The organism is Sphingomonas sp. G5, assembly GCF_052660795.1.
The window spans coordinates 595,807-617,977 of the sequence record NZ_CP109660.1 but is presented as its reverse complement, the minus strand read 5'-3'; the positions used below and the strand labels follow the sequence as shown (position 1 = coordinate 617,977).

Below are 22,171 nucleotides of genomic sequence, written 5' to 3'. Positions count from 1 at the left end.
TACGCTTATAAGCTATCATGGCTAATGTTCGTAGCCATCCAGAAAGGCATCCCGTGAGACTCGCTCCATCGCTCCACCGCATCGGCAACGACATCGTCGCCTCGTACCTCGTCGTCGCCCCCGACGGCATCACCCTCGTCGACGCCGGACTCCCCGGCATGTACGCCGACCTACGCCACGAACTGGACGGCCTCGGCCGAACCCTCGACGACATCCGCGGCGTCATCCTCACCCACGGCGACAGCGACCACGTGGGCTTCGCCGAGCGCCTCCGCCGCGAGCGCGGCGTGCCCGTCTTCGTGCACGCGGCCGACGCCGATCGCGCCCGGGGCGGCGACAAGCCCAAGAGTGCGATGGGTCCCTTCCGCCTCGGCCCTCTGCTGCGCTTCGCCGCCTTCGGCATCCGCAAGGGCATGCGCCCGCAGTGGCTGACGGAAGTACGCGAGGTCGCCGATGGCGAGACCCTCGACCTGCCCGGCAGCCCCCGCATCGTCGGCATGCCCGGTCACTCGCCGGGCAGCGTCGCGGTCTTCTCCCCCGCGGTGCGCGCCGTGTTCGTCGGCGACGCCCTCACGACGCGCCACGTTCTGACCGGTCGCACCGGCCCCGGACCCGCTCCGTTCACCGACGACCCGGCCGAGGCCCTCGCCTCGCTCGATCGCATCGCGGGACTGGATGCCGACTGGGTCCTGCCCGGCCACGGCCCGGCGTTTCGGGGTTCTCCGGCGGAGGCCGCGGACGCGGTGCGGAAGGTCGTGCGCGGCTGACGCCGACGCCGACGCGGCTCGGACGGTGTCGGTCGGAGCGTACGCGCAGCCCTTCACCGACGACCCGGCCGAAGCGCTCGCCTCACTCGTTCGAATCGGGGGCATGAATGCCGACTGGGTGCGGCCCGGCGTACCGCTGCTCTCCGGCCGATGCGGGAACGCAGTGCGCCAGGTCGCGCGCGCCTGTCGCGGGTGCCCGGCGTCAGCGCCTCCGCGGCCGGCCGAGCGCCTCTCGAACGACAGCGGCGAGCGTGCGCATCGCGCGCGCCGGGCTCACGGCATCCGCCGCCTCCCGCGCCTCGTCCGCGAGACGCTCCCGCAAAGGGTCATCGGTGAGCACCCGGCGCAGAGCGTCGACCAAGGCGTCCTCATCACCATCGGGCACCAGGATGCCGCCACCCGACGCGAGCATGTCGCGCGGGCCGTACCGGATGTCCCACGCCACCGCGGGGGTTCCGTGCGCGAGCGCTTCGGCGAGCGCGAGCCCCTGCCCCTCGAAGCCGGAGGTCGTCAGGTATACCGCCGCCCGGTCGAGCACGGCACCCGGCTCGGCGGTGAGGCCCGGAAGCGAGACGGCGTACTCGAGGCCCAGTTCCGCGACGAGCGCCTCGAGCCGCCCGCGCTGCGCTCCCTCTCCCCAGAGCTCCAGCCGTGCGTCCGGCACGTCGCCGAGAACGCGGGCGAACGCCTCGATCGCGCGATCGAGACGCTTGCCCGGAGCGAGCCGCCCCAGCACCACGACGAGGCCGCGCTCCCGCTGCGACGCCGGCACGACGGCATCCGGAGCCTCCACCCCGTGCGGTGCGACCACGTCGTTCGCGGCGGCGCCGAAGCGCGCGCGCACGTCGTCGCGCTGATAGGCAGTCGGCCAGAGCACGGCGTCGAAGCGCGGTGCGATCTCGAACCAGCGCGTCCACAGCGGGTTGAGGTCGGAATCGGCGTGGAACGGCGGTTCGAGGTGGATCGTGTGCACCGCGTGCACGATCCGCACGTCGTCGTCGCCCCACCCCGCGATGAGCTCGCCGAGCTGCCGCGACTCGCAGATGACGACGATCGGCCGCTCGTCCTGGGCGCGAAGGCGATCGGCCAGGTGGGTCAGCCACGCGCGGTACAGCGCCCCGAATCCGTCGATCACGCCGACGGCTCCGCCCGCGGCATCCCGGATCACGACCGGCGCCGTCGCCAGGTGCCAGTCGGGGTCGATCACCACGGGGAGATCGACCGCTCCCCCGGCCACGAGGCGGTACTCCAGCGCCGGGTCGGCGTCGCCCGCGTGCGCCGCGCCGCGCAGCCACGCGGCGGCTCCCCCGTCGGCGTCGACGGCGTCGTCGAAGAGGTTGCGGAAGATCCCGGATGCCGAGGCCACCCCACGATCGACGAAGATCGCGCGCTGCGCGGAGTGGGCGTCGGCGTCACCGGGGTCGACAGTCAGCAGGAGCGGTTTCGCGCCGGCCTGGGCCATCTGTCGCGCCCGCGCAAGAGTGGCGATCGTGTACCCGCCGTCGAGGTCGGGAATCAGCCGGCTCGACAGGATGAGGTACCACGCGTCGGGGAAGTCGCCGGAAGTCACGCCCCCATCCTCCCCCACCCGCCGCGTCCCCCGCGGCACGCCGGAGGCGCGGCAGCCCCGTCGGAAGCGGCGGCGCACGCACGCAGCCGCGAACGCGAGGCCAAGTGACACGCCCTCCCGAGTCGATCGGGGCAGGGGCCCGGCTGTGCATCCCCTCCGCGGGCAGACAGCGCGCCGCCGTCGCCGAACGGCGAAGGGGCACCGTCTTCGGGTCGATCGGGGTAAGGGCCCCGCTCTCGACCCGAAGGCAGCGCCCCGGAGCCGGCCGACGACGTCGGCGCGGGAGCGGGCTAGACGCTCACTCCCACTCGATCGTCCCCGGCGGCTTCGACGTCACGTCGAGCACCACGCGGTTCACGTCGCGCACCTCGTTGGTGATGCGGTTCGAAATCTTCGACAGCACGTCGTAGGGCAGCCGCGTCCAGTCGGCGGTCATCGCGTCTTCGCTCGAGACGGGACGCAGCACGATGGGGTGACCGTAGGTGCGGCCGTCGCCCTGCACGCCGACCGAGCGCACGTCGGCGAGCAGCACGACGGGGCACTGCCAGATCTCGTTGTCGAGGCCCGCCTTGGTCAGCTCGGCGCGCGCGATGGCGTCGGCCTCACGCAGGATCTCGAGACGGTCAGCGGTGACCTCGCCCACGATGCGGATGCCAAGACCGGGCCCCGGAAAGGGCTGGCGGCCGACGATGGCTTCGGGCAGGCCGAGTTCGCGACCGATGGCGCGCACTTCGTCTTTGAAGAGGGTGCGCAACGGCTCGACGAGCTCGAACTGCAGGTCTTCGGGCAGACCGCCGACGTTGTGGTGGCTCTTGATGTTCGCCGTTCCCGCTCCGCCGCCCGACTCGACGACGTCGGGGTAAAGGGTCCCCTGCACGAGGAAGCGCACCTGCTCGCCCTCGGCCGCAGCCTCGGCGACGAGGTCGGCCTGCACCTTCTCGAACGCGCGGATGAACTCGCGGCCGATGATCTTGCGCTTCTGCTCGGGGTCGCTGACACCGGCGAGGGCGTTCAGGAACGTCTCGCGCGCGTCGACGGTGATGAGCTTGACGCCCGTCGAGGCGACGTAGTCGTTCTCGACCTGTTCGCGCTCGCCCTGGCGGAGCAGACCGTGGTCGACGAACACGGCGATCAACTGGTCGCCGACGGCCTCGTGGACGAGAGCGGTCGAGACGGCGGAGTCGACGCCGCCCGACAGCGCCGAGATGACGCGGCCCGAACCCACCTGCTGGCGGATGCGCTCGACCTGCTCGGCGATGACGTTGCCGCTGTTCCAGTCGGCGGGGAGGCCCGCGGCCTTGTGCAGGAAGTTCTCGAGCACGTGCTGGCCGTGGTCGGAGTGCTTGACCTCGGGGTGCCACTGCACGCCGTACATGCGGCGGGCGTCGTTCGCGAAGGCCGCGACCGGGGTGTGGGCAGTGCGGGCGAGGACCTCGAAGCCCTCGGGAGCGCGCGACACCTGGTCGCCGTGACTCATCCACACGTTCTGCTCGGCGGGCTGGCCCTCGAGCAGCGTGCCCTCGGTGACGACCGTGGCATCCGTCGCCCCGTACTCGCGGAGGCCGGTGTTCGCCACCTCTCCGCCGAGCGCCTTGGCCATGACCTGGAAGCCGTAGCAGATGCCGAGGGTCGGGACGTCGAGGTCGAAGACGCCGGAATCGAGGCTGGGCGCTCCCTCTTCGTACACCGACGAGGGGCCACCCGACAGGATGATGCCGACGGGGTTCTTCGAGGCGATTTCTTGCGCCGACGCGGTGTGCGGAACGATCTCGCTGTACACCCCGGCCTCGCGCACGCGGCGCGCGATCAGTTGGGCGTACTGGGCGCCGAAGTCGACGACGAGGACGGGGCGCTGGGACGTTTCGGTCTGTTCGGTCACCGGTTGCCTTCCGGGGCGGGAACGGGAGCGGAGGCCTTCGCGGCCTCACGCTCGGCGAGGTAGGCGCGCACGCGACGGGCGGTGCGCACCTCGAGGATGAAGGAGAGGAACGGCACCACGCCACCGAGGGCGAGGAAGACGAACCGACGAAACGGCCACCGCATGAGGCTCCACACGCGGAAGCACGAGATGAGGTAGACGACGTAGAACCAGCCGTGGACCACCAGGATCGCCAGCGAGATGTTCACGCCGTCGCCGGTCGACAGGATCGAACACCCGTTACCGCCCGGAACGAAGAGCGAGAACCACTGGCAGTCGGGGCCGGGCACGGCATCCGCGAACCACAGGAAGCCACCGGATCCGCCGAGGAACAGCTCCACGTGAATGGGCGTGTACTTCAGGATCATCTCGGCGACCAGCAGGAGCAGGCCGACACCCGTGATGATCGAGCAGATCTGGTAGAACTTCAGGGCTCCGCGGATCGCCGGGAACGAGGCGAGCTTGGGGGCGCGGGGCATGGAGGCCAGTCTAGTCGCGGGATTCCGCGGCGCCCGCCGCGAGGGCCTCGGACTGTTCGTCCTCGAGATCTTCGACTTCTTTCTCCCACGCGTCGCGCGCGAGGCGGTACCAGAGGTACAGCGCGAAGCCCGCGAAGATGGCCCACTCGGCGGCGTAGAAGATGTTCAGCCAGTTGACCCGTGAGCGTTCGTCAGGTGCCGGGGAGGCGATGGCGTCGAGCGGGCCGATCGCCGTCTGCGACGCGATGTACTGCCGATACACGTCGAGGCCCTGCGTGTCGTGCCACCGTCCCAGCAGCATGGCGGGCGACATCTTCACGAGCGTCAGGGGGTCGGCGTTGGCCGGCGGTATCGACGCCCCTTCGTCGGAGATGAGACGTCCCGTCACGTCCACGACCGCCGCCGGGTCCGCTTCGGCCTGGGCGCGCAGCTCGTCGGCGGCGGCGTTGGCCTGATCGAGGCTGCTCGTCCACCCGGTCGCGACGGCGATCGAGGTCGGTGTGGTCGTTCCGGAGACACGCAGCTGACCGGTCACCCAGTAGCCCTGCACGTCGTTGTTGAAGCGCGACGACACGACGATGAAGTCGGATGCCACCCACGTGCCGCTCGTCTCGACCCGCTGACCGACGAGAGGTTCCGGCAGGTAGTCGCCCGGCTTGACGACGTCGGCGAGAGGTTGCACGACCTCGGTCAGCCCCGGCTCGGGAGGAGAGGTGTCGACCGCGCGCCCGAGCTGCCACTGCCCGAGCCAGGCGAGCACACCCGCGACGACGAGGGAGAACGCGAGGAGCGCGATCCAACGCGGTCGCAGCATGACCTCCCGCAGCGTCGGCGGAAAGAGCTGCGGCGGAGCCGGCTCGGTCGTGGGGGTGGAGGTCATGGGGCTTTCGGAATCAGTGCCCGTAGGGGGCGACGACGACCTCGACGCGCTGGAACTCCTTGAGGTCGGAGTATCCGGTGGTCGCCATCGACTTCTTGAGGGCGCCGATGAGGTTGGCCGTACCGTCGGCGACCGGAGCGGGGCCGTAGAGCACCTGCTCGAGCGGACCCACGCGGTCGACCTCGACCCGGCGTCCGCGGGGAAGCTCGGGGTGGTGGGCCTCGGGACCCCAGTGGTACCCGCGCCCGGGGGCGTCGGTGGCACGGGCGAGCGCGACACCGAGCATGACGGCATCGGCGCCCATGGCGAGGGCCTTCACGATGTCACCCGAGGTGCCCACGCCGCCGTCGGCGATGACGTGCACGTAGCGTCCGCCCGACTCGTCGAGGTAGTCGCGTCGGGCCCCGGCCACGTCGGCCACGGCCGTGGCCATGGGCGCGTGGAGTCCGAGCGTTGCGCGCGTCGTCGAGGCGGCGCCGCCGCCGAAGCCGACCAGCACGCCCGCGGCACCGGTGCGCATGAGGTGGAGGGCCGCCGTGTAGGTGGCGGCCCCGCCCACGATGACGGGGACGTCGAGGTCGTAGATGAACTTCTTCAGATTGAGCGGCTCGGCCACCTTCGACACGTGCTCCGCCGACACGGTGGTGCCGCGGATGACGAAGAGGTCGACGCCGGCGGCGACGACGGTCTCGTACAGGTCGTTCGTGCGCTGCGGGGTGAGGGCACCGGCGACGGTGACGCCCGCGGCGCGCACCTCGGCGAGGCGGTCGCGCACGAGCTCGGGCTTGATCGGCTCGGAGTACAGCTGCTGCATGCGGCGCGTGGCGTCGGCCTCGGGCAGCGTCGCGATCTCGGCCAGCAGCGGCTCGGGGTCGTCGTACCGCGTCCACAAGCCCTCGAGGTCGAGGACGCCGAGCCCACCCAGACGCCCGAGCTCGATCGCTGTGCGCGGGCTGACCACGGAGTCCATGGGCGCACCGAGCACCGGGATCTCGAACGGGAACGCGTCGATCGTCCACGCGGTCGAGACGTCTTCGGGGTTGCGCGTGCGCCGCGACGGCACGACGGCGATGTCGTCGAAGGTGTACGCGCGGCGGGCGCGCTTGGCGCGGCCGAGATCGATCTCCATGGTCACCCGACCAGACTACCCGCGCCCTCCGACATCGCCGTCGGCCGCGTCGGACCGCCGGGCGACGGCACCGTCGGATCGACCGCGGAGGACAGTCCCGCCCATCCGGCGCGTCACCGCGCCCGCACGACCCGCTTCTCGTCCCACACGGGCTCCGCCGCCTCGTACACCTCTCCGTCCGAGCCGAACACGATGAACCGGTCGAACGACCGCGCGAACCACCTGTCGTGCGTGACGGCGAGCACGGTGCCCTCGAACCGCGACAGCGCGTCCTCCAGCGCCTCGGCCGAGGCGAGGTCGAGGTTGTCCGTCGGCTCGTCGAGCAGAAGAAGCGTCGTACCCGAGAGCTCCAGCAGCAGCACCTGGAACCGCGCCTGCTGACCGCCGCTCAACGTGTCGAACGCCTGCGAGGCCTGCGCGATGAGGCCGTAGCGATCGAGCGCCGAGCTCGCGGCATCCCTCGGCATCCCCGCCCGGTTGTCGTCACCGCGATGAAGCAGGTCCAAGAGGGTCCTCCCGACGAACTCCGGATGCCGATGCGTCTGGGCGAACCACCCGGGGACGACCCGGGCGCCCAGGATGGCGCGACCGGAGTGGGCGACCCGATCGAGCCCGGCGCCCACGGTGGTGACGTGCCCGAGACGCACGTCGGGGTCGGTGCCGCCCCCGGCGAGCAGACGGAGGAAGTGGGATTTACCCGACCCGTTCGAGCCGAGCACGGCGACGCGGTCACCGAACCACACCTCGAGGTCGAACGGCTTCATCAGGCCCGACAGCTCGAGCCGCTCCGCCACCACCGCGCGTTTGCCCGTGCGCGCCCCGCGCAGGCGCAGCTGCAGATCCTGCTCGGGCGGGCGCTCCTCGGGCGGCCCCGCCTGCTCGAACTTCGACAGGCGCGTCACCGCCGCCTGGTAGCGCGAGGCGAAACCGTCGTTGGCGGCCGCGGCCACCTTCATGCGGGCGACCAGCGCGCGCAGCTTCTCGTGCTCCTCGTCCCAGCGGCGACGCAGCTCCTCGAGGCGGGCCATGCGGTCCTCTCGCGCGGCTCCGTACGTGCCGAATCCCCCGCCGTGCACCCACGCGGTGCTGCCCGCGGCTCCCGTCTCGAGGGTGACGATGCGGTCGGCGGCGCGGGCGAGCAGTTCGCGGTCGTGCGAGACGAGCAGCACGGTCTTGGACGTCGCCCGCAGCTGCTCCTCGAGCCAGCGCTTGCCGGGCACGTCGAGGTAGTTGTCGGGCTCATCGAGCAGGAGCACGTCGTCGGGTCCGCGCAGCAGGGCCTCGAGGGCGAGCCTCTTCTGCTCGCCGCCCGACAGCGTGGACAGGTCGCGGAACCGCGCCCGCTCGTACGGCAGCCCGAGGGCGGCCGTCGTGCAGGTGTCCCAGACCGTCTCGTGCTCGTAGCCGCCCGCGTCGGCGTAGTCGGCGAGCGCCGAGGCGTACCGCAGTTGGGTGTCGAGGTCGTCGCGCTCGATGAGGGCGTTCTCGGACGCCTCGAGCTCGAGCGCCGCACGTCGGATGCGGGTGGGCGACACCGACACCAGGAGGTCGTGGACGCTCTCTCCGTCGCGCCCGTGCCCGACGAACTGGTCCATCACGCCGAGCGAGCCGCCCATCGACACGACACCGCCGTGCGCCTTCTCGTCACCGCGGATGATGCGCAGCAACGTCGTCTTCCCCGCGCCATTCGGCCCGACCAGAGCGGTCGTCACCCCCTCACCGACGCGGAACGTCACCTCGTCGAGCAGGGGCCTGCCGTCGGGCAGCGTGAATGAGAGGGCGGCGAGGTCGAGGTATCCCATGGCGAGTTCCGGGTCGGCCGCTCGTGGCGGCGGAGGCGACGTACGGATGCCCGCGGCAGTCCCGCGTCGGCCCGCAGCTGGCGAGCCGGCCAGCTTATCGGCATCCGGATGCCGTGTGCCAGGCGACCACCCGGGCTCCGGGGGCGCCACGACGTCGCGACGGAACGACGAACGGGCCGGGCAGTCGCCTGCCCGGCGGGTTCGTGCGGATCGCTTACTTCTTGTAGTTCGGCGCCTCGACGACGATCTGCACGTCGTGCGGGTGCGACTCCTTGAGTCCCGCCGAAGTGATGCGGACGAACCTGCCCTTGGTCTTGAGCTCCTCGACCGTGCGAGCGCCGACGTAGAACATCGACTGACGCAGCCCACCGATGAGCTGGTAGGCCACGGCCGCCACGGGGCCGCGGTAGGGCACCTGACCCTCGATGCCCTCGGGGATGAGCTTGTCGTCACTGGGCACGTCGGCCTGGAAGTAGCGGTCCTTCGAGTAGGACGTCTTCTTGCCGCGCGTCTGCAGCGCACCGAGCGAGCCCATGCCGCGGTACTGCTTGAACTGCTTGCCGCCCTGGAAGACGATCTCGCCCGGCGATTCGTCGGTGCCGGCCAGGAGCGAACCGAGCATGACGGTGTCGGCACCCGCGACGAGAGCCTTCGCGATATCGCCCGAGTACTGCAGACCTCCGTCGGCGATCACGGGGACACCGGCGGGGATCGCCGCCTGAGCGGCTTCGTAGATGGCGGTGACCTGCGGCACGCCCACACCCGCGACCACGCGCGTGGTGCAGATGGAACCCGGGCCGACGCCGACCTTGACGGCATCCACTCCCGCGTCGATGAGCGCCTGGGCGCCCTCGCGGGTCGCGACGTTGCCACCGATGACGTCGATGTGATCGAACGAGGAGTCTGCCTTGAGACGGCTCACGATGTCGATGACCCCGGCCGACTGCCCGTTCGCCGTGTCGACGACGAGGACGTCGACGCCCGCGTCGCGCAGGGCCTCGGCACGCTGCCACGCGTCACCGAAGAAACCGATGGCAGCGCCCACGCGCAGTCGCCCCTGGTCGTCCTTGGTGGCGAGGGGGTACTTCTCGCTCTTGTCGAAGTCCTTGATCGTGATGAGGCCGGCGAGCTTGCCGTCGTCGTCGACGAGGGGGAGCTTCTCGACGCGGTGCTTCGCGAAGGTCGCGATGACGTCGTTGGCGTGGATGCCGACGTGCCCGGTGATCAGGCCGTCCTTCGTCATGACGTCCTTCACCTTGGTCGTCTGTCGCTCGAAACCCGAGACGAAGCGCATGTCGCGGTTCGTGATGATGCCCACGAGCACACCGTCGGGGTCGACCACGGGCAGACCCGAGATGCGGTACTGCGCGCACATCGCGTCGACCTCGGCCACCGTGGCATCCGGGTTCGTCGTGATGGGGTTCGAGACCATGCCCGACTCGCTGCGCTTGACCTGGTCGACGATGCCGGCCTGGTCGTCGATCGACAGATTGCGGTGCACGATGCCGATGCCGCCCTGACGCGCGATGGCGATCGCCATGCGGGCCTCGGTGACGGTGTCCATCGCGCTCGAGAGCAGGGGCGTGGCCACCGTGATGCGGCGGCTCAGACGCGACGACGTGTCGGCCTCGCTCGGGATGACGTCGGTGTGGCCCGGAAGCAGCAACACGTCGTCGTAAGTCAGTCCGATGAAACCGAACGGGTCGTGCTGCTCCATGAATCCTCCTGCGCGCGCGGCGCCTGCTCGAAAAGGGACGTCGTCGGCCGGAGCGCGTGCGAGGCGCTCCGTCTGAAAGTGTAAGCGCCGGAGAGGCGTCTTTTCTTCCCCGCCCGCGCGATATACCCCACGACGGGCTACCGCGACTACCCCTATTCCGCACTCGCGGATAAGCCGGGAATGCGCAACGCACAGCGAATTGATCGTGTCCGGGTATCGTTCTCGCATCGACTGCTGCAATGGAAACAACGCGGCAATAAACCCGGACTACGGTGTCCGGGCGGCGACGGTCCACGTCGTCGAATGACCAGGAGGTTTCGTGACCACTCGGCAAGCATCCCCACGGATGCCTCGCCGTCGACGCTCGATCCTGACGCTGTTGTCAGGACTCTTCGCTGCCGCCCTGGTGCTCGGGTTCGCCCCGGCATCGACGGCAGCCGTCAACGATGAGGATCTTCCCTACTCGATCACGGTGAACGTGCGCTCCGAAGGCGAGCCCGTCGCGCAAGCGAAGGTGACCGCCACGGACGGATCCTTCACGGGTGAAGCCACGACAGACGAGCGCGGTCGCGCGACGATCAAGGTCCCCACCAAGGAGGGATCCTGGACGGTGGACCTCGACCGGAACTCGCTGCCTTCGGGCGTGACCGTTCCGGACGGACAGGAGTTCGAGCGGCAGGTGCAGTTCGGCAGCTCCAGCACCGTCTCGAGCAACTTCACCCTCGGCGCCGCGGAACGACAGACGGTCGGCTTCATGGACCAGCTGCTCTCGCGCACCGTGAACGGGCTGAACTTCGGCCTCATGCTGGCCCTCGCCGCCATCGGACTCTCGCTCGTGTTCGGCACGACGGGCCTGTCCAACTTCGCCCACGGTGAAATGGTGACCTTCGGTGCCATTGCAGCGCTGTTCTTGAGCGCGGGCACCGGATGGTCGATCTGGATCGCCATCCCGCTCGCGGTCATCCTCTCGGGGGTCTTCGGACTCGCGATGGATGCCGGCATCTGGAGGCCTCTTCGACGGAAGGGGCTGGGCATCGTCCAGCTCATGATCGTCTCGATCGGTCTGTCGCTGGCGCTGCGCTACATCTTCCAGATCTTCATCGGCGGTGGGACGCAGCAGCTCCCGGGGGCCTCGAGCGACATCATCCCGGGCCTCGGGTCGATCCGCATCAGCGTCACCGACCTCACGAGCATGGGCATCTCGATCGTCGTCATCGCGGCCTTCGCCTGGTTCCTGACCCGCACGCGACTCGGCCGGGCCACCCGCGCCGTGTCGGACAACCCCTCGCTCGCCGCCGCCAGCGGCATCGACGTCGACAACGTCGTGCGCATGGTCTGGATCCTGTCGTCGGCGCTGGCCGGCCTCGCGGGTGTCCTGTGGGCCTACTTCCGCCCCGGCATCCGCTGGGACATGGGTTCCGGCATCCTGCTGCTCATGTTCGCCGCCGTCGTGCTCGGCGGGCTCGGTACCGCGTTCGGAGCCCTCATCGGCTCGATCGTGGTCGGGCTCCTCGTCGAGGTATCCACGCTGTGGATCCCCTCCGACATGAAGTATGTGGGCGCCCTCGTCGTGCTCATCGTCATCCTCCTCTTCCGACCGCAGGGCATCCTCGGTCGCCGAGAGCGAATCGGGTAGGTAAACCATGGACTTCCTGCAGATCCTCTCGAACACGGCCTCGCAGATCCTCGCGCCGGCCACGTTCGGATACGCCCTCGCGGCCATCGGCCTGTCGATGCACTTCGGCTTCGCCGGTCTTCTCAACATGGGCGTCGCCGGCTTCATGGCCATCGGCGCCTACGGCTTCGCGATCTCGATCCTGACGTTCGGCCTCGCATGGCCGCTCGCCGCCCTGATCGGTTTCGCCGCGGCCGTCGTGTTCGCGCTCATCATGGGCATCCCGACGCTGCGACTTCGAGGCGACTACCTCGCCATCGTCACGATCGCGGCCGCCGAGATCCTTCGGCTGGTGTTCCTCACCTCGACCTTCCGTGGCGTCACGGGCTCGGCCGACGGTCTGTTCAACTTCCAGTCGGGCTGGCGAGGCGAGAACAACCCGCTCCCCGCGGGCGACTACGGCTTCGGCCCGTGGACGTACAACGCGAACCGCTGGTACGTCATCCTCCTCGGTCTGGTCGCGGTCGCGGTGGCGGTGCTGCTCGTCTGGATGCTCATGCGCAGCCCCTGGGGCCGTGTCATCCGCGGCATCCGCGAGGACGAAGACGCCGTGCGTGCGCTCGGCAAGAACGTCTTCGCCTTCAAGATGCAAGCGCTCGTCATCGGTGGTGTGATCATCGCCGCGGGCGGCATCATCACGGCGATGGACACGAACGTGAACCCGAATGTGTACGTCACCTCGCAGACGTTCTTCGTCTACACGGCACTGCTCCTCGGTGGTGCTGCGACGATCTTCGGCCCGGTGCTCGGCGCTGTTCTGTTCTGGGTCGTACGGGCATTCCTGTCGAACCTCCTGCCGGCGCTGTCCTCCATCGGACTGCTGCCCTTCCTCACCGCCGACCAGTCCCAGATGCTCGTCTTCGTGATCGTCGGCGTCGCGCTCATGCTGCTCGTGATCTTCCGCCCCCAGGGCATCCTGGGCAGCAAGAAGGAGATGACCTTTGTCCGATGAGTCCACGCCGGTCGCACCCAGCGCCTCCGCGCCGCGGGTGAAGGCGACCGGGCTGCACAAGGGCGAGATCGCCCCCGGCGTCGCCAAGGTCGATCCGATCATCATCGCCGACAACGTCCGCCGAGACTTCGGCGGCAACACCGCCGTCGACGTGAAGCACCTCGAGATCCCCCGCAACGCCATCACGGCGTTGATCGGGCCCAACGGTGCCGGCAAGACGACGCTGTTCAACCTCCTCACCGGCTTCGACAAGCCCAACAGCGGCCAGTGGTCGTTCGACGGGCGCAACCTCGCCGGCATCCCCGCGTTCAAGGCGGCCCGCATGGGTCAGGTGCGCACGTTCCAGCTCACCAAGGCGCTGGGTCTTCTCACCGTGCTCGAGAACATGAAGCTCGGTGCGACGAAGCAGAAGGGCGAGAGCCTGCTCTCGAGCATCCTCCCCTTCGTCTGGCGCAAGCAGGAGACCGCCAACGACGAGAAGGCGCGCGATCTGCTCAAGCGGTTCAAGCTCGACTCCAAGGAGACGGACTTCGCCGCCTCGCTCTCGGGCGGTCAGCGCAAGCTCCTCGAGATGGCGCGAGCGCTCATGAGCGACCCGACGCTGGTCATGCTCGACGAGCCGATGGCCGGGGTCAACCCGGCGCTGACGCAGTCGCTGCTCGACCACATCCTCGACCTGAAGGACCTGGGGATGACCGTGCTCTTCGTCGAGCACGACATGCACATGGTCCGCCACATCGCCGACTGGGTCGTGGTCATGGCCGAGGGCAAGATCGTCGCCGAGGGACCGCCCGACACCGTCATGAAAGACCAGGCCGTGATCGACGCCTACCTCGGAGCCCACCAGGACGTCGACCTCGGCGTCGTCACGGGTCGCCACGAGGGGACGGTCGACTCTGCCGCTGCCGCCGAGCTGCTCGAGACCGCTCAGCAGGTCGACGCCGCGATCGACAACGAGTCGTCGCACGAGAAGGAGGACGGTCGATGACCGCCAACGTTGTCGAGCTCCGCGACGTTCACGCCGGCTACCTGCCGGGCGTGAACATCCTCAACGGCGCCAACCTCACCGCCGCCCCCGGCGAGCTGATCGGCATCATCGGCCCCAACGGCGCCGGCAAGTCGACGATGCTCAAGGCGATCTTCGGTCAGGTCAAGGTGCGCTCGGGCTCCGTCCTCCTGCAGGGCGAAGAGATCACGGGGCTACGGGCGAACAAGCTCGTCGCGAAGGGCGTGGGGTTCGTCCCCCAGACGAACAACGTGTTCCCGAGCCTGACGATCGCCGAAAACCTGCAGATGGGTCTCTACCAGCGACCGAAGGGGTTCAACGAGCGCGTCGACTTCGTCACGAGCATCTTCCCCGACCTCGCCAAGCGCCTGAAGCAGCGGGCGGGATCGCTGTCGGGTGGCGAGCGCCAGATGGTCGCCATGGGCCGCGCGCTCATGATGGACCCGAAGGTGCTGCTGCTCGACGAACCGTCGGCAGGGCTCTCGCCGGTGCGTCAGGACGAGGCCTTCATCCGCGTCTCCGAGATCAACAAGGCCGGCGTCACCTGCATCATGGTCGAGCAGAACGCCCGCCGCTGCCTGCAGATCTGCGACCGCGGCTACGTGCTCGATCAGGGTCGCGACGCCTACACCGGTACCGGTCGCGAGCTGATGGACGACCCGGCCGTGATCGGTCTGTACCTGGGAACGCTCGGCACCTGAGCCGCGCTCCCGCCGATAGGCCCGAGTCCCCTCCGGGGCTCGGGCCTTCTGCGTGACGCCCGAGGTGCGCCAGCCGGCTCCCCATCGCTCCACACCCTCGTCGAGTGTCCGCGACGGGCCGCTCCCGGGCGCGCGTGCGGCGTGTCCTGGACACTCGACCCGCTGTGACGCCCTGCCCGCGCGGGCGTCAGGGGCGGACGGGATGCCATGGGTCGCGCTCCCCCACGCGCCACGGCCCGCAGCGAGAGCCGCGGCCCGTCGACCGCACGGCCCGGGCACCCGGCATCCGCCCCGCGCCTACGCGCAGACGGAACCGCCCCCGTCGCCCTCTCCGCCGCAGATCGAGAGAGGTGCCCCTGCCGTTCGGGGTGTCAGAGCGTCCCGGATGCCGCGGCCACGCCCGGCACATCGTTCGAGGTTCGCGGTGATCCACGAGTGGCGAATAGGCCGGGCACGACCTTTGGCCCGTGTCGCGGCCCGGCACCCCGCGCACGAGAAAAGGCCCCGGGACCAAGGTCCCGGGGCCTTTCAGAGAGAACCGATCAACCGGCGCGGAGCCAGCTGTAGTTGTTGTCGTCGCCGTACTCGAAGACACCGATGGTGGCCTGCGTCGGGTCGCCCACGTCGTTGAACGTGATCGGGCCCGAGACGCCGTCGTAGTCCGCTTCGCCGCCGCCGTTGATGATGTCGGCGCACGCGGCGTAAGTGGTGCACTTCGTGCCGCCGCCCTTGCCGCCCGAGACCGCCTGCATGTTGGCGGCCACGTCGGGACCGGCGGCCGAGCCCGCCTTCAGCGCCGCGAGGGCGAGGAGGACGACCGAGTCGTACGACTCGGGGGCGTAGGTGAAGTCCTCGAGCTTGGGGTTGCCCTTGCCGCTCCAGAACGACTCCAGCGTGCTGCGGAAGGTCGCCGTAGAGTCGGGGTCGACGCTCGGGTACGTGCCCTTGGCGCCGGTGAGGGTGCCGTTCGGGAACTGCGTGCCGAAGTTCTTCAGGTTGCCGTCGACGAAGAACAGCTTGTCCTTCGCGAAGCTGGCCGTCAGGTCGGGGATGATCGTCGAGACCTCGTCGAACGTGATCAGGGCGATCGCGTCGGGCTTCTGGGCCAGGACGTCTTCGATCTGCGCCGAGAAGTTCGTGTCACCGGTGTTGTAGAGGCTGGTGGCCACGACGGAGCCGCCCGCGCCCTCGAACGCCTTCTTGGTGAAGCACGCGAGGCCGGTACCGTACGAGTCGTTCAGCACGATCATGCCGAGGGTCTCGTTGCCCTCGGAGGCGATCAGGTTGCCGAGAACCTCGCCCTGGAGCACGTCCGAGGGAGCAGTCCGCCAGTACAGGCCCTTGTCGTTGTAGCCGGTGAAGGCGGCCGAGGTGTTGGCCGGCGAGATCTGCACGGCGTTCGCCGCGATGACCTGGTCGATGAACTGCAGCGAGGTGCCCGACGACGCCGCACCGACGATCGCCGTTGCACCGGCTCCCAGCAGGCGCGGGATCTCGGTCTCGTAGGCCTTGTTGTCGGTGTCACCCGAGTCGCCCTGGATGAGGTTGATGTTGACGCCCTTGTTGGCGGCGTTGATGTCGGCCGCCGCGAGCTCGGTGCCGGCGATCTCGGGCGGGCCGAGGAAGGCAAGGTTGCCCGTGACGGGCAGAGCCGTACCGATGTTGTAGGTGAGGTCTTTGGCGGGGCCGGTCGAGGTCGACGAGTACTCGGGCGTGTACGAGGCGGGTTCGGCGGCGTTGCAGTCGATCGGGAAGTCGCCTCCACCGGCGGCGTTGCCGGAGTCGGACGGAGTGCTGGTACCGGTACAACCGGCGAGGACGAGCGCGGAGACGCCGACCACGGCGAAGCCGCCGATGATCTTCGCCGCACGCGAACGGGAGAGGACACTCATATGGGTGCTCCTTGGTGAGGTGGAACCGCGCGGATAACCCGCTCGGATTGTGACAAACCTAATGGCGCACTTGTCGCGGCGATGTTGCAATGTGTTAACGGTCGATTACGCGACCTAATCGTTACTTTCCTACGGCAATTGCGGCCGAGAAACGAAGTGAAAGAACTCAGACGGGCTCGACGACATCCGCGGGGACCCGGCGATGACGCCGGGAAGCGACGACGGAGTCGATGCTGAGAATCGCGAGCGCCACCCACACGAGCGCGAATCCGATCCATCGCTCGAGGGTCATGGGCTCGTGCAGAACCCAGACGCCGATCCCGAACTGGATGATGGGCGCCACGAACTGCAGCAGGCCGATGACGGTCAACGGCACGCGCCGCGCCCCCGAGGCGAACAACAGCAGAGGCACGGCGGTGACGGCTCCCGCGAGCAGCAGCAGCACGGTGTGCAGCGTTCCCGCCGTACCGAGGGTGATGCCGCTGAGACTCGCGACGAACACCAGCTGGATCGCCGCGACCGGCAGGAGCCACAGCGATTCGAGGGTGAGTCCGCTCACGGCATCCACCGCCGGTCCGATCTGCTTCTTCACCAGGCCATAGAAACCGAACGAGAAGGCCAGCGTCAGGGCGATCCAGGGAAATGCCCCGTATCCGATGACGATGACGGCGACCGCGACGACGGCGAGGCCGATGGCGATCCACGGTACGACGCGCAGCCGCTCGCGGAGCACGATGACGCCGAGCAGCACCGTCACGATCGGATTGATGAAGTAGCCGAGGCTCGTCTCGATGACGTGGTTCGTCAGGGCCCCGTACAGATAGGTCTGCCAGTTGACGTAGATGAGCACGCCCGCCAGCGCGGTGAGGCCCATCAGCCGTGGCTGCCGCACGATCGCCAGGAACGGCCGCCACATGCGCAGCACCGTCAACAGAAGCAGGCAGAACACGAACGCGAGGATGATGCGCCACGCCACCACCTCGAAGGGGCCGGTGGGCGTGAGTTGCAGGAAGTACAGGGGCAGGACGCCCCAGAGCAGGTACGCACCGAGGGCGTACACCGCTCCGCGGGTGCTCCCGCCGGTCAGAGCGGAAGGAGCACGGGTCACCGACCCAGCCTAGGGCTCCGCCCGGGTCCCGAGACGCCGACCATCGCCCTTTTCGTGCCACATCGGGCGTGCCCGCACCGGGGACGACGAAGGCCCCGGATGCCGTGGCATCCGGGGCCTTCGAACGATCTCACTCGATCAGCGGACGACGACCGCCAGGACGTCGCGAGCCGAGAGCACGAGGTACTCGTCGGCGCCGAACTTGACCTCGGTGCCGCCGTACTTGCTGTAGAGCACGCGGTCGCCGACGGCGACGTCGAGGGGGACACGGTTGCCGTTGTCGTCGATGCGGCCGGGGCCGACAGCGACGACCTCGCCCTCCTGCGGCTTCTCCTTGGCAGTGTCGGGGATGACGAGACCACTCGCGGTGGTCTGCTCAGCCTCGACCTGCTTGATGACGATGCGGTCCTCGAGCGGCTTGATGGAAACCGACACGGTCTACCTCTTCTTTCTCGTTACAGAAGACTTGTCAGCACTCACGCGGGGAGAGTGCTAATTCGAGTGTAGAGAAGCGTTGGCACTCACGCAACGCGAGTGCCAGCAAGAACCCCCGCCTAGGCTGAATCGGTGGATACCAGCGAGCTGACCGCACTGCTCACGCCCGAGGGCCTGCGCCTCCTCGACGAGGTGGGCGCCCTCGACTCGACGGACGAGGTCGCTCGCTCGGTCTCGCGGCTGCGGGCCGCAGGCCACTCCCCCGACCTCGTCGCGGCCGTCGTTGGGCAGGCCCGGTTGCGCGTGCGCGCGATCGCGAAGTTCGGGCCCTTCGCCGAACGCATGCTCTTCACACGCGCGGGGCTCGAGCAGGCGACCCGCCTGTCCATCGCCGCCCGTCACGCCGGCCGCTTCCGCGCCGCGGGGATCGACAGCGTGGCCGACCTCGGGTGCGGAATCGGCGGGGACGCCCTCGGGATGGCGGGTCTCGGCATCCGGGTGCACGCCGTCGACGCCGACGAGGTGACCGCGGCCCTCGCGGCCTACAATCTCGCCCCCTTCGGCGACGCGGCGACGGTGCAGCACGCCCGCGCCGAGGACGTGGACCTGAGCGGGACGGATGCCGTGTGGCTCGACCCCGCGCGGCGCACGGCGGGTCACGCCGAGACGCGCCAGGTGTCTTCGGCCGAGTGGTCGCCCTCGCTCGAGTGGGTCTTCGAGCTGCTGAGAACAACGCCCGGCGGCGTGAAGCTCGGGCCGGGCTTCGACCGCACGCAGATCCCCGATGATGTCGAGGCGCAGTGGATCAGCGCCGACGGCTCGACCATCGAGCTCGTGCTCTGGGCCGGCTCCCTCGCCCGCGAGGGGATCCGCCGCGCCGCGCTCGTCGTGCGCGGGAACGATGCCTGGGAGCTCACCGCGCCGTCCGACAGCCCCGATGTCGACGAACGCGAGCTCGGCGAATTCGTCCACGAGCCCGACGGCGCCGTCATCCGCGCGCGTCTCATCGGCGAGGTCGGACGAGCCCTGGATGCCGGCATGCTCGCACCCGGCATCGCCTACCTCACCTCGGACGCCGCGTTGACGAGCCCGTTCGTCTCGTCGTTCCGCGTGCGCGAGCAACTGCCGGCCGACCCGAAGAAGCTCGCCCAGGCGTTGCGCGCACGAGGGATCGGGACGTTGGAGATCAAGAAGCGCGGGGTCGATGTCGACCCGGCGGTGCTGCGCAAGAAGCTCTCTCTGCGCGGCGATGCCTCGGCCACACTCCTCCTCACGCGCGTGGGGTCGAAGCGTCTCGCGCTGCTGGCCGATCGCGTCTGACGACGCCGGTCACCCGACGGCGAGCTGCGAGAAGCCCCAGATCAACCAGCCGGCACTGAACGAGACCGAGAGCAGAGACAGCGCGAGCGCCCAGACGGCGGCCCGACGGCTGTCATGCGCCCGCCGGAGCGAGACGATGGCGAGGACCGCACCGATCACCCCGATGGGAAGCAGCCAGCCGGTGAACACCGCCGCCGCGAGCGCGATGATCGCCACGCCGAGCGCCCACGGCGCGACGGACGGCGGCGTCGGGGGCACGGGCGGGGCATAGGGGATCAGGTGATCGCCGAACGCCGCCATTTCGAGCTGGGCGGTCGGCAGGCGGCCGTCGACATCCTCGTCGATCTCGCGGGCCGTCATCTCGGAGCCCGCTGTCCGGACGTCGTCGGGCAGGGGCGGCACGGGAGGGAGGTCGACCGCGGGGCCGACGTCCGCCTTGCGCGCGCGCCGGGTGGGTGGCTGCGCGTCGGTCACGGGGTCGTCCCTGCGCGCGGGACCGGGATGTCGGCATCCGGATCCTCCGCCACCTGGATCTCGGTCACGGGGAGCGTCGAATCCGCCCCGAAGGCGAGGGTCGAGGGGCGACGGCCTGACGAGATGAGCTCGGCGGCGAGAGCGGCGATCATGGCGCCGTTGTCGGTGCACAGGCGCAGCGGCGGAATACGCACGGCCACACCCGCAGCCGCGGCGCGCTCGAGGGCGACGTCGCGCAGACGCTTGTTGGCGACGACGCCGCCGCCGAGCAGCAGACGCGGAACGCCGTGACGCGCACACGCGTCGAGGGCCTTGGTCACGAGCACGTCGACGACGGCCTCACGGAACGAGGCGGCGACATCGGCGACCGGGACCGGTTCACCCGCGGCCTCGTGCTGCTCGACCCAACGCGCCACGGCTGTCTTCAGGCCCGAGAACGAGAAGTCGTAGCGGTGGGATGCCATGTCGGACGCCCGTGAGAGCCCGCGCGGGAAGCGGATCGCGGTGGGGTCGCCCTCGGCCGCGGCCCGATCGATCTCAGGACCGCCGGGGTACGGGAGCGCGAGCAGGCGTGCGACCTTGTCGAAGGCCTCGCCCGCGGCGTCATCCATCGTCTCGCCGAGGAGCTCGACGTCGCTCGTCAGGTCGCGCACCAGTAAGAGGGAGGTGTGCCCGCCGCTGACGAGCAGGGCGACGGTGGGGTATTCGATCTCCCCCGCGTCGGTGTCGAGGATGTCGGCGGCGATGTGTCCGACCAAGTGGTTGACCGCGTAGAGGGGCTTGTCGAGGGCGACAGCGAGCCCCTTCGCCGCGCCCACGCCGACCATCAGCGCGCCGGCCAGGCCGGGACCGCTCGTCACCGCCACGGCGTCGAGATCGGCCAGGGTGACACCGGCCTCGGTGAGAGCCGCGTCGATCGAGGGGTGGAGCGCCTCGAGGTGGGCTCGCGCGGCGACCTCGGGTACGACGCCGCCGTAGCGGGCGTGCTCGTCCATGCTGGAGGCGATCGTGTTGCTGAGCAGCTGTCGGCCGCGGACGATGCCGATGCCGGTCTCGTCGCAGCTGGTCTCGATACCGAGTACGAGGGGCGCGTCCATCAGCACCAACCCTTTCCGGAGGTGGAGGATGTCACGGATTCGGACGAGTGCACCGGACGCGGATCGGTCGACGCCTCTGATCCGATTCCGTGGGATCGGTCCGATTCTGCGGCAGGGGGCGCCGCCCCATCCGCGGCCTCGGCACGCCGCGCGGACCAACCGCGCAGGTCGAGCCGCATGACGATCGCGTCGACGTCGTCGGGCTGGTAGTAGCGGGGGCGGCGACCGACCTCGGCGAACCCCTCCGACAGGTACAGCTCCTGTGCCGTCGGATTGTCGGCGCGCACCTCGAGGAACACGTCGTGCACCTCTCGGCGCACCGCCTCCTCCAGCAGCGCCGTCAGCAGGGCGCGCCCCCGCCCCCGGCCGCGCGCGGCCTCGGCGATGGCGATCGTCTGGATGTCGGCATCCCGAGCACCGCGCACCGCGCGCAGACCCGCGTAGCCGACGAGCCGCCCCGTCTCTTCGACGACGACGTACCAGCCGTGCGGCGAAGCGAGCTCTTCGCGCATCATCGCGGGACTCCACGCGTCGGTCGGGAATGACGCGCGCTCAAGGGCCATGATGCCGTCGAGGTCGTCGACGGTGGCCGTGCGCGTCACCATCAGCTCACCCTCTTCGGCGCGTGCGCGGCGACCACGTCGGGGCTGCGCAGGTACAGCGGCTCGGAACCCGCGAGCGTGCGGCCGGCATCGAGGGCGCGCGCCGCGGCGAGCGCGATCATCGCCGCCGACACCGTGGTGGCGTCGTAGCGGCGGGCGCCCGCGGCGTCGAGGCGAGAGTCGAGGTCGTCACGGGGGCACAGCTGCGCCTCCGATACCCGCAGGGGAAGGCCGTCGTCGTCGATGCCCTCGTAGACGCTGTAGGCGAACTCCCTGCGCCGTGCGTCGGTGACGACGGCGAAGCGGCCCGTGTCCGTTCCCGTCAGGGCATCGGAAAGGAGGAGTCCCAGGGCGATGCCGTCGTGGCTGGGCACGGGGACCACCGGGACGCCTCGTCCGAGTGCGTACACGCGAGCGGTGGCGATGCCCACGCGCAACCCGGTGAAGGGGCCGGGCCCCATGCCGATCGCGACGTGCGTGGGCGCGGGCGTCGCGACCGTGGCCCGGCGCAGCAGGTCGCCGATCACCTCGGCGTGGCCGAGCGGGTTGGAGCTGTGCTCGTCGGCGAGCACCTCCCCGTCGCGGGCGATCGCGGCGACGGCGGTGCCGAGGGACGTGTCGATGCCGAGAATCACGCTTCCAGCGTA

20 protein-coding genes are annotated in these 22,171 nt (G+C 69.7%); 6 read left to right on the top strand and 14 right to left on the bottom strand.

Features of this window, described 5'->3' with window-relative positions:
* Window positions 1-53: 53 nt before the first annotated feature.
* The gene (locus tag NE358_RS02965; protein WP_289941342.1) at window positions 54-767 is read left to right on the top strand and encodes an MBL fold metallo-hydrolase; all 714 of its coding nucleotides are present in this window, start codon (window positions 54-56) and stop codon (window positions 765-767) included.
* Between the two features lie 202 nt (window positions 768-969).
* Here NE358_RS02965 and NE358_RS02960 read toward each other — a convergent pair whose 3' ends face one another.
* The 7 genes from NE358_RS02960 to guaB all read right to left on the bottom strand — a co-directional run bounded on the left by NE358_RS02960 (window position 970) and on the right by guaB (window position 10,262).
* Window positions 970-2,337, bottom strand: coding sequence for a glycosyltransferase (locus NE358_RS02960; protein ID WP_289941340.1), 1,368 nt, complete (start codon window positions 2,335-2,337; stop codon window positions 970-972).
* Window positions 2,338-2,635: 298 nt separating this feature from the next.
* On the bottom strand, window positions 2,636-4,216 hold the full coding sequence (gene guaA, locus NE358_RS02955) for a glutamine-hydrolyzing GMP synthase (protein WP_103206704.1): 1,581 nt from the start codon (window positions 4,214-4,216) through the stop codon (window positions 2,636-2,638).
* Window positions 4,213-4,734: a DUF3817 domain-containing protein gene (locus tag NE358_RS02950; protein WP_056226492.1), complete on the bottom strand. Its 522-nt coding sequence runs from the start codon at window positions 4,732-4,734 to the stop codon at window positions 4,213-4,215. The genes guaA and NE358_RS02950 overlap by 4 nt, the downstream gene beginning before the upstream one ends.
* 10 nt (window positions 4,735-4,744) lie before the next feature.
* Window positions 4,745-5,614 carry an SURF1 family protein gene (locus NE358_RS02945; protein ID WP_116238647.1) on the bottom strand — a complete coding sequence of 290 codons (870 nt, stop codon included), beginning with the start codon at window positions 5,612-5,614 and terminating at the stop codon, window positions 4,745-4,747.
* A 13-nt stretch (window positions 5,615-5,627) separates the two neighbouring features.
* Window positions 5,628-6,743 carry a GuaB3 family IMP dehydrogenase-related protein gene (locus NE358_RS02940; RefSeq protein ID WP_056226486.1) on the bottom strand — a complete coding sequence of 372 codons (1,116 nt, stop codon included), beginning with the start codon at window positions 6,741-6,743 and terminating at the stop codon, window positions 5,628-5,630.
* A 113-nt stretch (window positions 6,744-6,856) separates the two neighbouring features.
* Window positions 6,857-8,545 carry an ABC-F family ATP-binding cassette domain-containing protein gene (locus NE358_RS02935; protein WP_103206707.1) on the bottom strand — a complete coding sequence of 563 codons (1,689 nt, stop codon included), beginning with the start codon at window positions 8,543-8,545 and terminating at the stop codon, window positions 6,857-6,859.
* Between the two features lie 214 nt (window positions 8,546-8,759).
* Window positions 8,760-10,262: an IMP dehydrogenase gene (gene guaB / locus NE358_RS02930; RefSeq protein WP_289941330.1), complete on the bottom strand. Its 1,503-nt coding sequence runs from the start codon at window positions 10,260-10,262 to the stop codon at window positions 8,760-8,762.
* Window positions 10,263-10,581: 319 nt separating this feature from the next.
* Here guaB and NE358_RS02925 point away from each other — a divergent pair, with 319 nt between their 5' ends.
* The 4 genes from NE358_RS02925 to NE358_RS02910 are packed head-to-tail and all read left to right on the top strand — an operon-like array spanning window position 10,582 to window position 14,596.
* Window positions 10,582-11,898 (top strand): branched-chain amino acid ABC transporter permease, encoded by a 1,317-nt coding sequence (locus NE358_RS02925; RefSeq protein WP_378712785.1) that lies wholly within the window; start codon window positions 10,582-10,584, stop codon window positions 11,896-11,898.
* A gap of 7 nt (window positions 11,899-11,905) precedes the next feature.
* Window positions 11,906-12,889: a branched-chain amino acid ABC transporter permease gene (locus NE358_RS02920; RefSeq protein WP_103206710.1), complete on the top strand. Its 984-nt coding sequence runs from the start codon at window positions 11,906-11,908 to the stop codon at window positions 12,887-12,889.
* Complete coding sequence (locus NE358_RS02915) at window positions 12,879-13,877, top strand: ABC transporter ATP-binding protein (RefSeq protein WP_103206711.1); 999 nt, start codon at window positions 12,879-12,881, stop codon at window positions 13,875-13,877. The genes NE358_RS02920 and NE358_RS02915 overlap by 11 nt, the downstream gene beginning before the upstream one ends.
* Window positions 13,874-14,596, top strand: coding sequence for an ABC transporter ATP-binding protein (locus NE358_RS02910; protein WP_056226465.1), 723 nt, complete (start codon window positions 13,874-13,876; stop codon window positions 14,594-14,596). Before NE358_RS02915 ends, NE358_RS02910 begins: the two co-directional genes overlap by 4 nt.
* Before the next feature lie 542 nt (window positions 14,597-15,138).
* Here the strand turns inward: NE358_RS02910 and NE358_RS02905 are convergent.
* The 3 genes from NE358_RS02905 to groES form a co-directional block, all read right to left on the bottom strand.
* The gene (locus NE358_RS02905; RefSeq protein WP_103206712.1) at window positions 15,139-16,488 is read right to left on the bottom strand and encodes an ABC transporter substrate-binding protein; all 1,350 of its coding nucleotides are present in this window, start codon (window positions 16,486-16,488) and stop codon (window positions 15,139-15,141) included.
* Between the two features lie 166 nt (window positions 16,489-16,654).
* The gene (gene rarD, locus NE358_RS02900) at window positions 16,655-17,596 is read right to left on the bottom strand and encodes an EamA family transporter RarD (RefSeq protein ID WP_174799616.1); all 942 of its coding nucleotides are present in this window, start codon (window positions 17,594-17,596) and stop codon (window positions 16,655-16,657) included.
* 138 nt (window positions 17,597-17,734) lie between these two features.
* Window positions 17,735-18,031, bottom strand: a complete 297-nt coding sequence (gene groES / locus NE358_RS02895; protein WP_039394204.1) for a co-chaperone GroES — start codon at window positions 18,029-18,031, stop codon at window positions 17,735-17,737.
* A 132-nt stretch (window positions 18,032-18,163) separates the two neighbouring features.
* Here groES and NE358_RS02890 point away from each other — a divergent pair, with 132 nt between their 5' ends.
* Window positions 18,164-19,351, top strand: a complete 1,188-nt coding sequence (locus tag NE358_RS02890) for a class I SAM-dependent methyltransferase (RefSeq protein ID WP_103206713.1) — start codon at window positions 18,164-18,166, stop codon at window positions 19,349-19,351.
* A 9-nt stretch (window positions 19,352-19,360) separates the two neighbouring features.
* Here NE358_RS02890 and NE358_RS02885 read toward each other — a convergent pair whose 3' ends face one another.
* Genes NE358_RS02885 through tsaB form a run of 4 tightly spaced genes read right to left on the bottom strand, consistent with a single transcriptional unit; the run spans window position 19,361 to window position 22,159 of the window.
* Complete coding sequence (locus tag NE358_RS02885; RefSeq protein WP_103206714.1) at window positions 19,361-19,825, bottom strand: hypothetical protein; 465 nt, start codon at window positions 19,823-19,825, stop codon at window positions 19,361-19,363.
* The gene (gene tsaD, locus NE358_RS02880; RefSeq protein WP_289941306.1) at window positions 19,822-20,922 is read right to left on the bottom strand and encodes a tRNA (adenosine(37)-N6)-threonylcarbamoyltransferase complex transferase subunit TsaD; all 1,101 of its coding nucleotides are present in this window, start codon (window positions 20,920-20,922) and stop codon (window positions 19,822-19,824) included. Before tsaD ends, NE358_RS02885 begins: the two co-directional genes overlap by 4 nt.
* Window positions 20,922-21,527 carry a ribosomal protein S18-alanine N-acetyltransferase gene (rimI, locus tag NE358_RS02875; RefSeq protein WP_289941304.1) on the bottom strand — a complete coding sequence of 202 codons (606 nt, stop codon included), beginning with the start codon at window positions 21,525-21,527 and terminating at the stop codon, window positions 20,922-20,924. Before rimI ends, tsaD begins: the two co-directional genes overlap by 1 nt.
* Window positions 21,527-22,159: a tRNA (adenosine(37)-N6)-threonylcarbamoyltransferase complex dimerization subunit type 1 TsaB gene (tsaB, locus tag NE358_RS02870; protein WP_289941302.1), complete on the bottom strand. Its 633-nt coding sequence runs from the start codon at window positions 22,157-22,159 to the stop codon at window positions 21,527-21,529. The genes rimI and tsaB overlap by 1 nt, the downstream gene beginning before the upstream one ends.
* Window positions 22,160-22,171: the final 12 nt, after the last annotated feature.

Excerpts from the sequence above, each read along its gene's own strand:
- NE358_RS02905 (WP_103206712.1), bottom strand. The coding sequence starts at position 16,488 with ATGAGTGTCCTCTCCCGTTCGCGTGCGGCGAAGATCATCGGCGGCTTC.
- NE358_RS02920 (WP_103206710.1), top strand. The coding sequence starts at position 11,906 with ATGGACTTCCTGCAGATCCTCTCGAACACGGCCTCGCAGATCCTCGCG.
- NE358_RS02945 (WP_116238647.1), bottom strand. The coding sequence starts at position 5,614 with ATGACCTCCACCCCCACGACCGAGCCGGCTCCGCCGCAGCTCTTTCCG.
- NE358_RS02940 (WP_056226486.1), bottom strand. The coding sequence starts at position 6,743 with ATGGAGATCGATCTCGGCCGCGCCAAGCGCGCCCGCCGCGCGTACACC.
- NE358_RS02910 (WP_056226465.1), top strand. The coding sequence starts at position 13,874 with ATGACCGCCAACGTTGTCGAGCTCCGCGACGTTCACGCCGGCTACCTG.
- NE358_RS02950 (WP_056226492.1), bottom strand. The coding sequence starts at position 4,734 with ATGCCCCGCGCCCCCAAGCTCGCCTCGTTCCCGGCGATCCGCGGAGCC.
- guaB (WP_289941330.1), bottom strand. The coding sequence starts at position 10,262 with ATGGAGCAGCACGACCCGTTCGGTTTCATCGGACTGACTTACGACGAC.
- rimI (WP_289941304.1), bottom strand. The coding sequence starts at position 21,527 with ATGGTGACGCGCACGGCCACCGTCGACGACCTCGACGGCATCATGGCC.
- tsaD (WP_289941306.1), bottom strand. The coding sequence starts at position 20,922 with ATGGACGCGCCCCTCGTACTCGGTATCGAGACCAGCTGCGACGAGACC.
- NE358_RS02935 (WP_103206707.1), bottom strand. The coding sequence starts at position 8,545 with ATGGGATACCTCGACCTCGCCGCCCTCTCATTCACGCTGCCCGACGGC.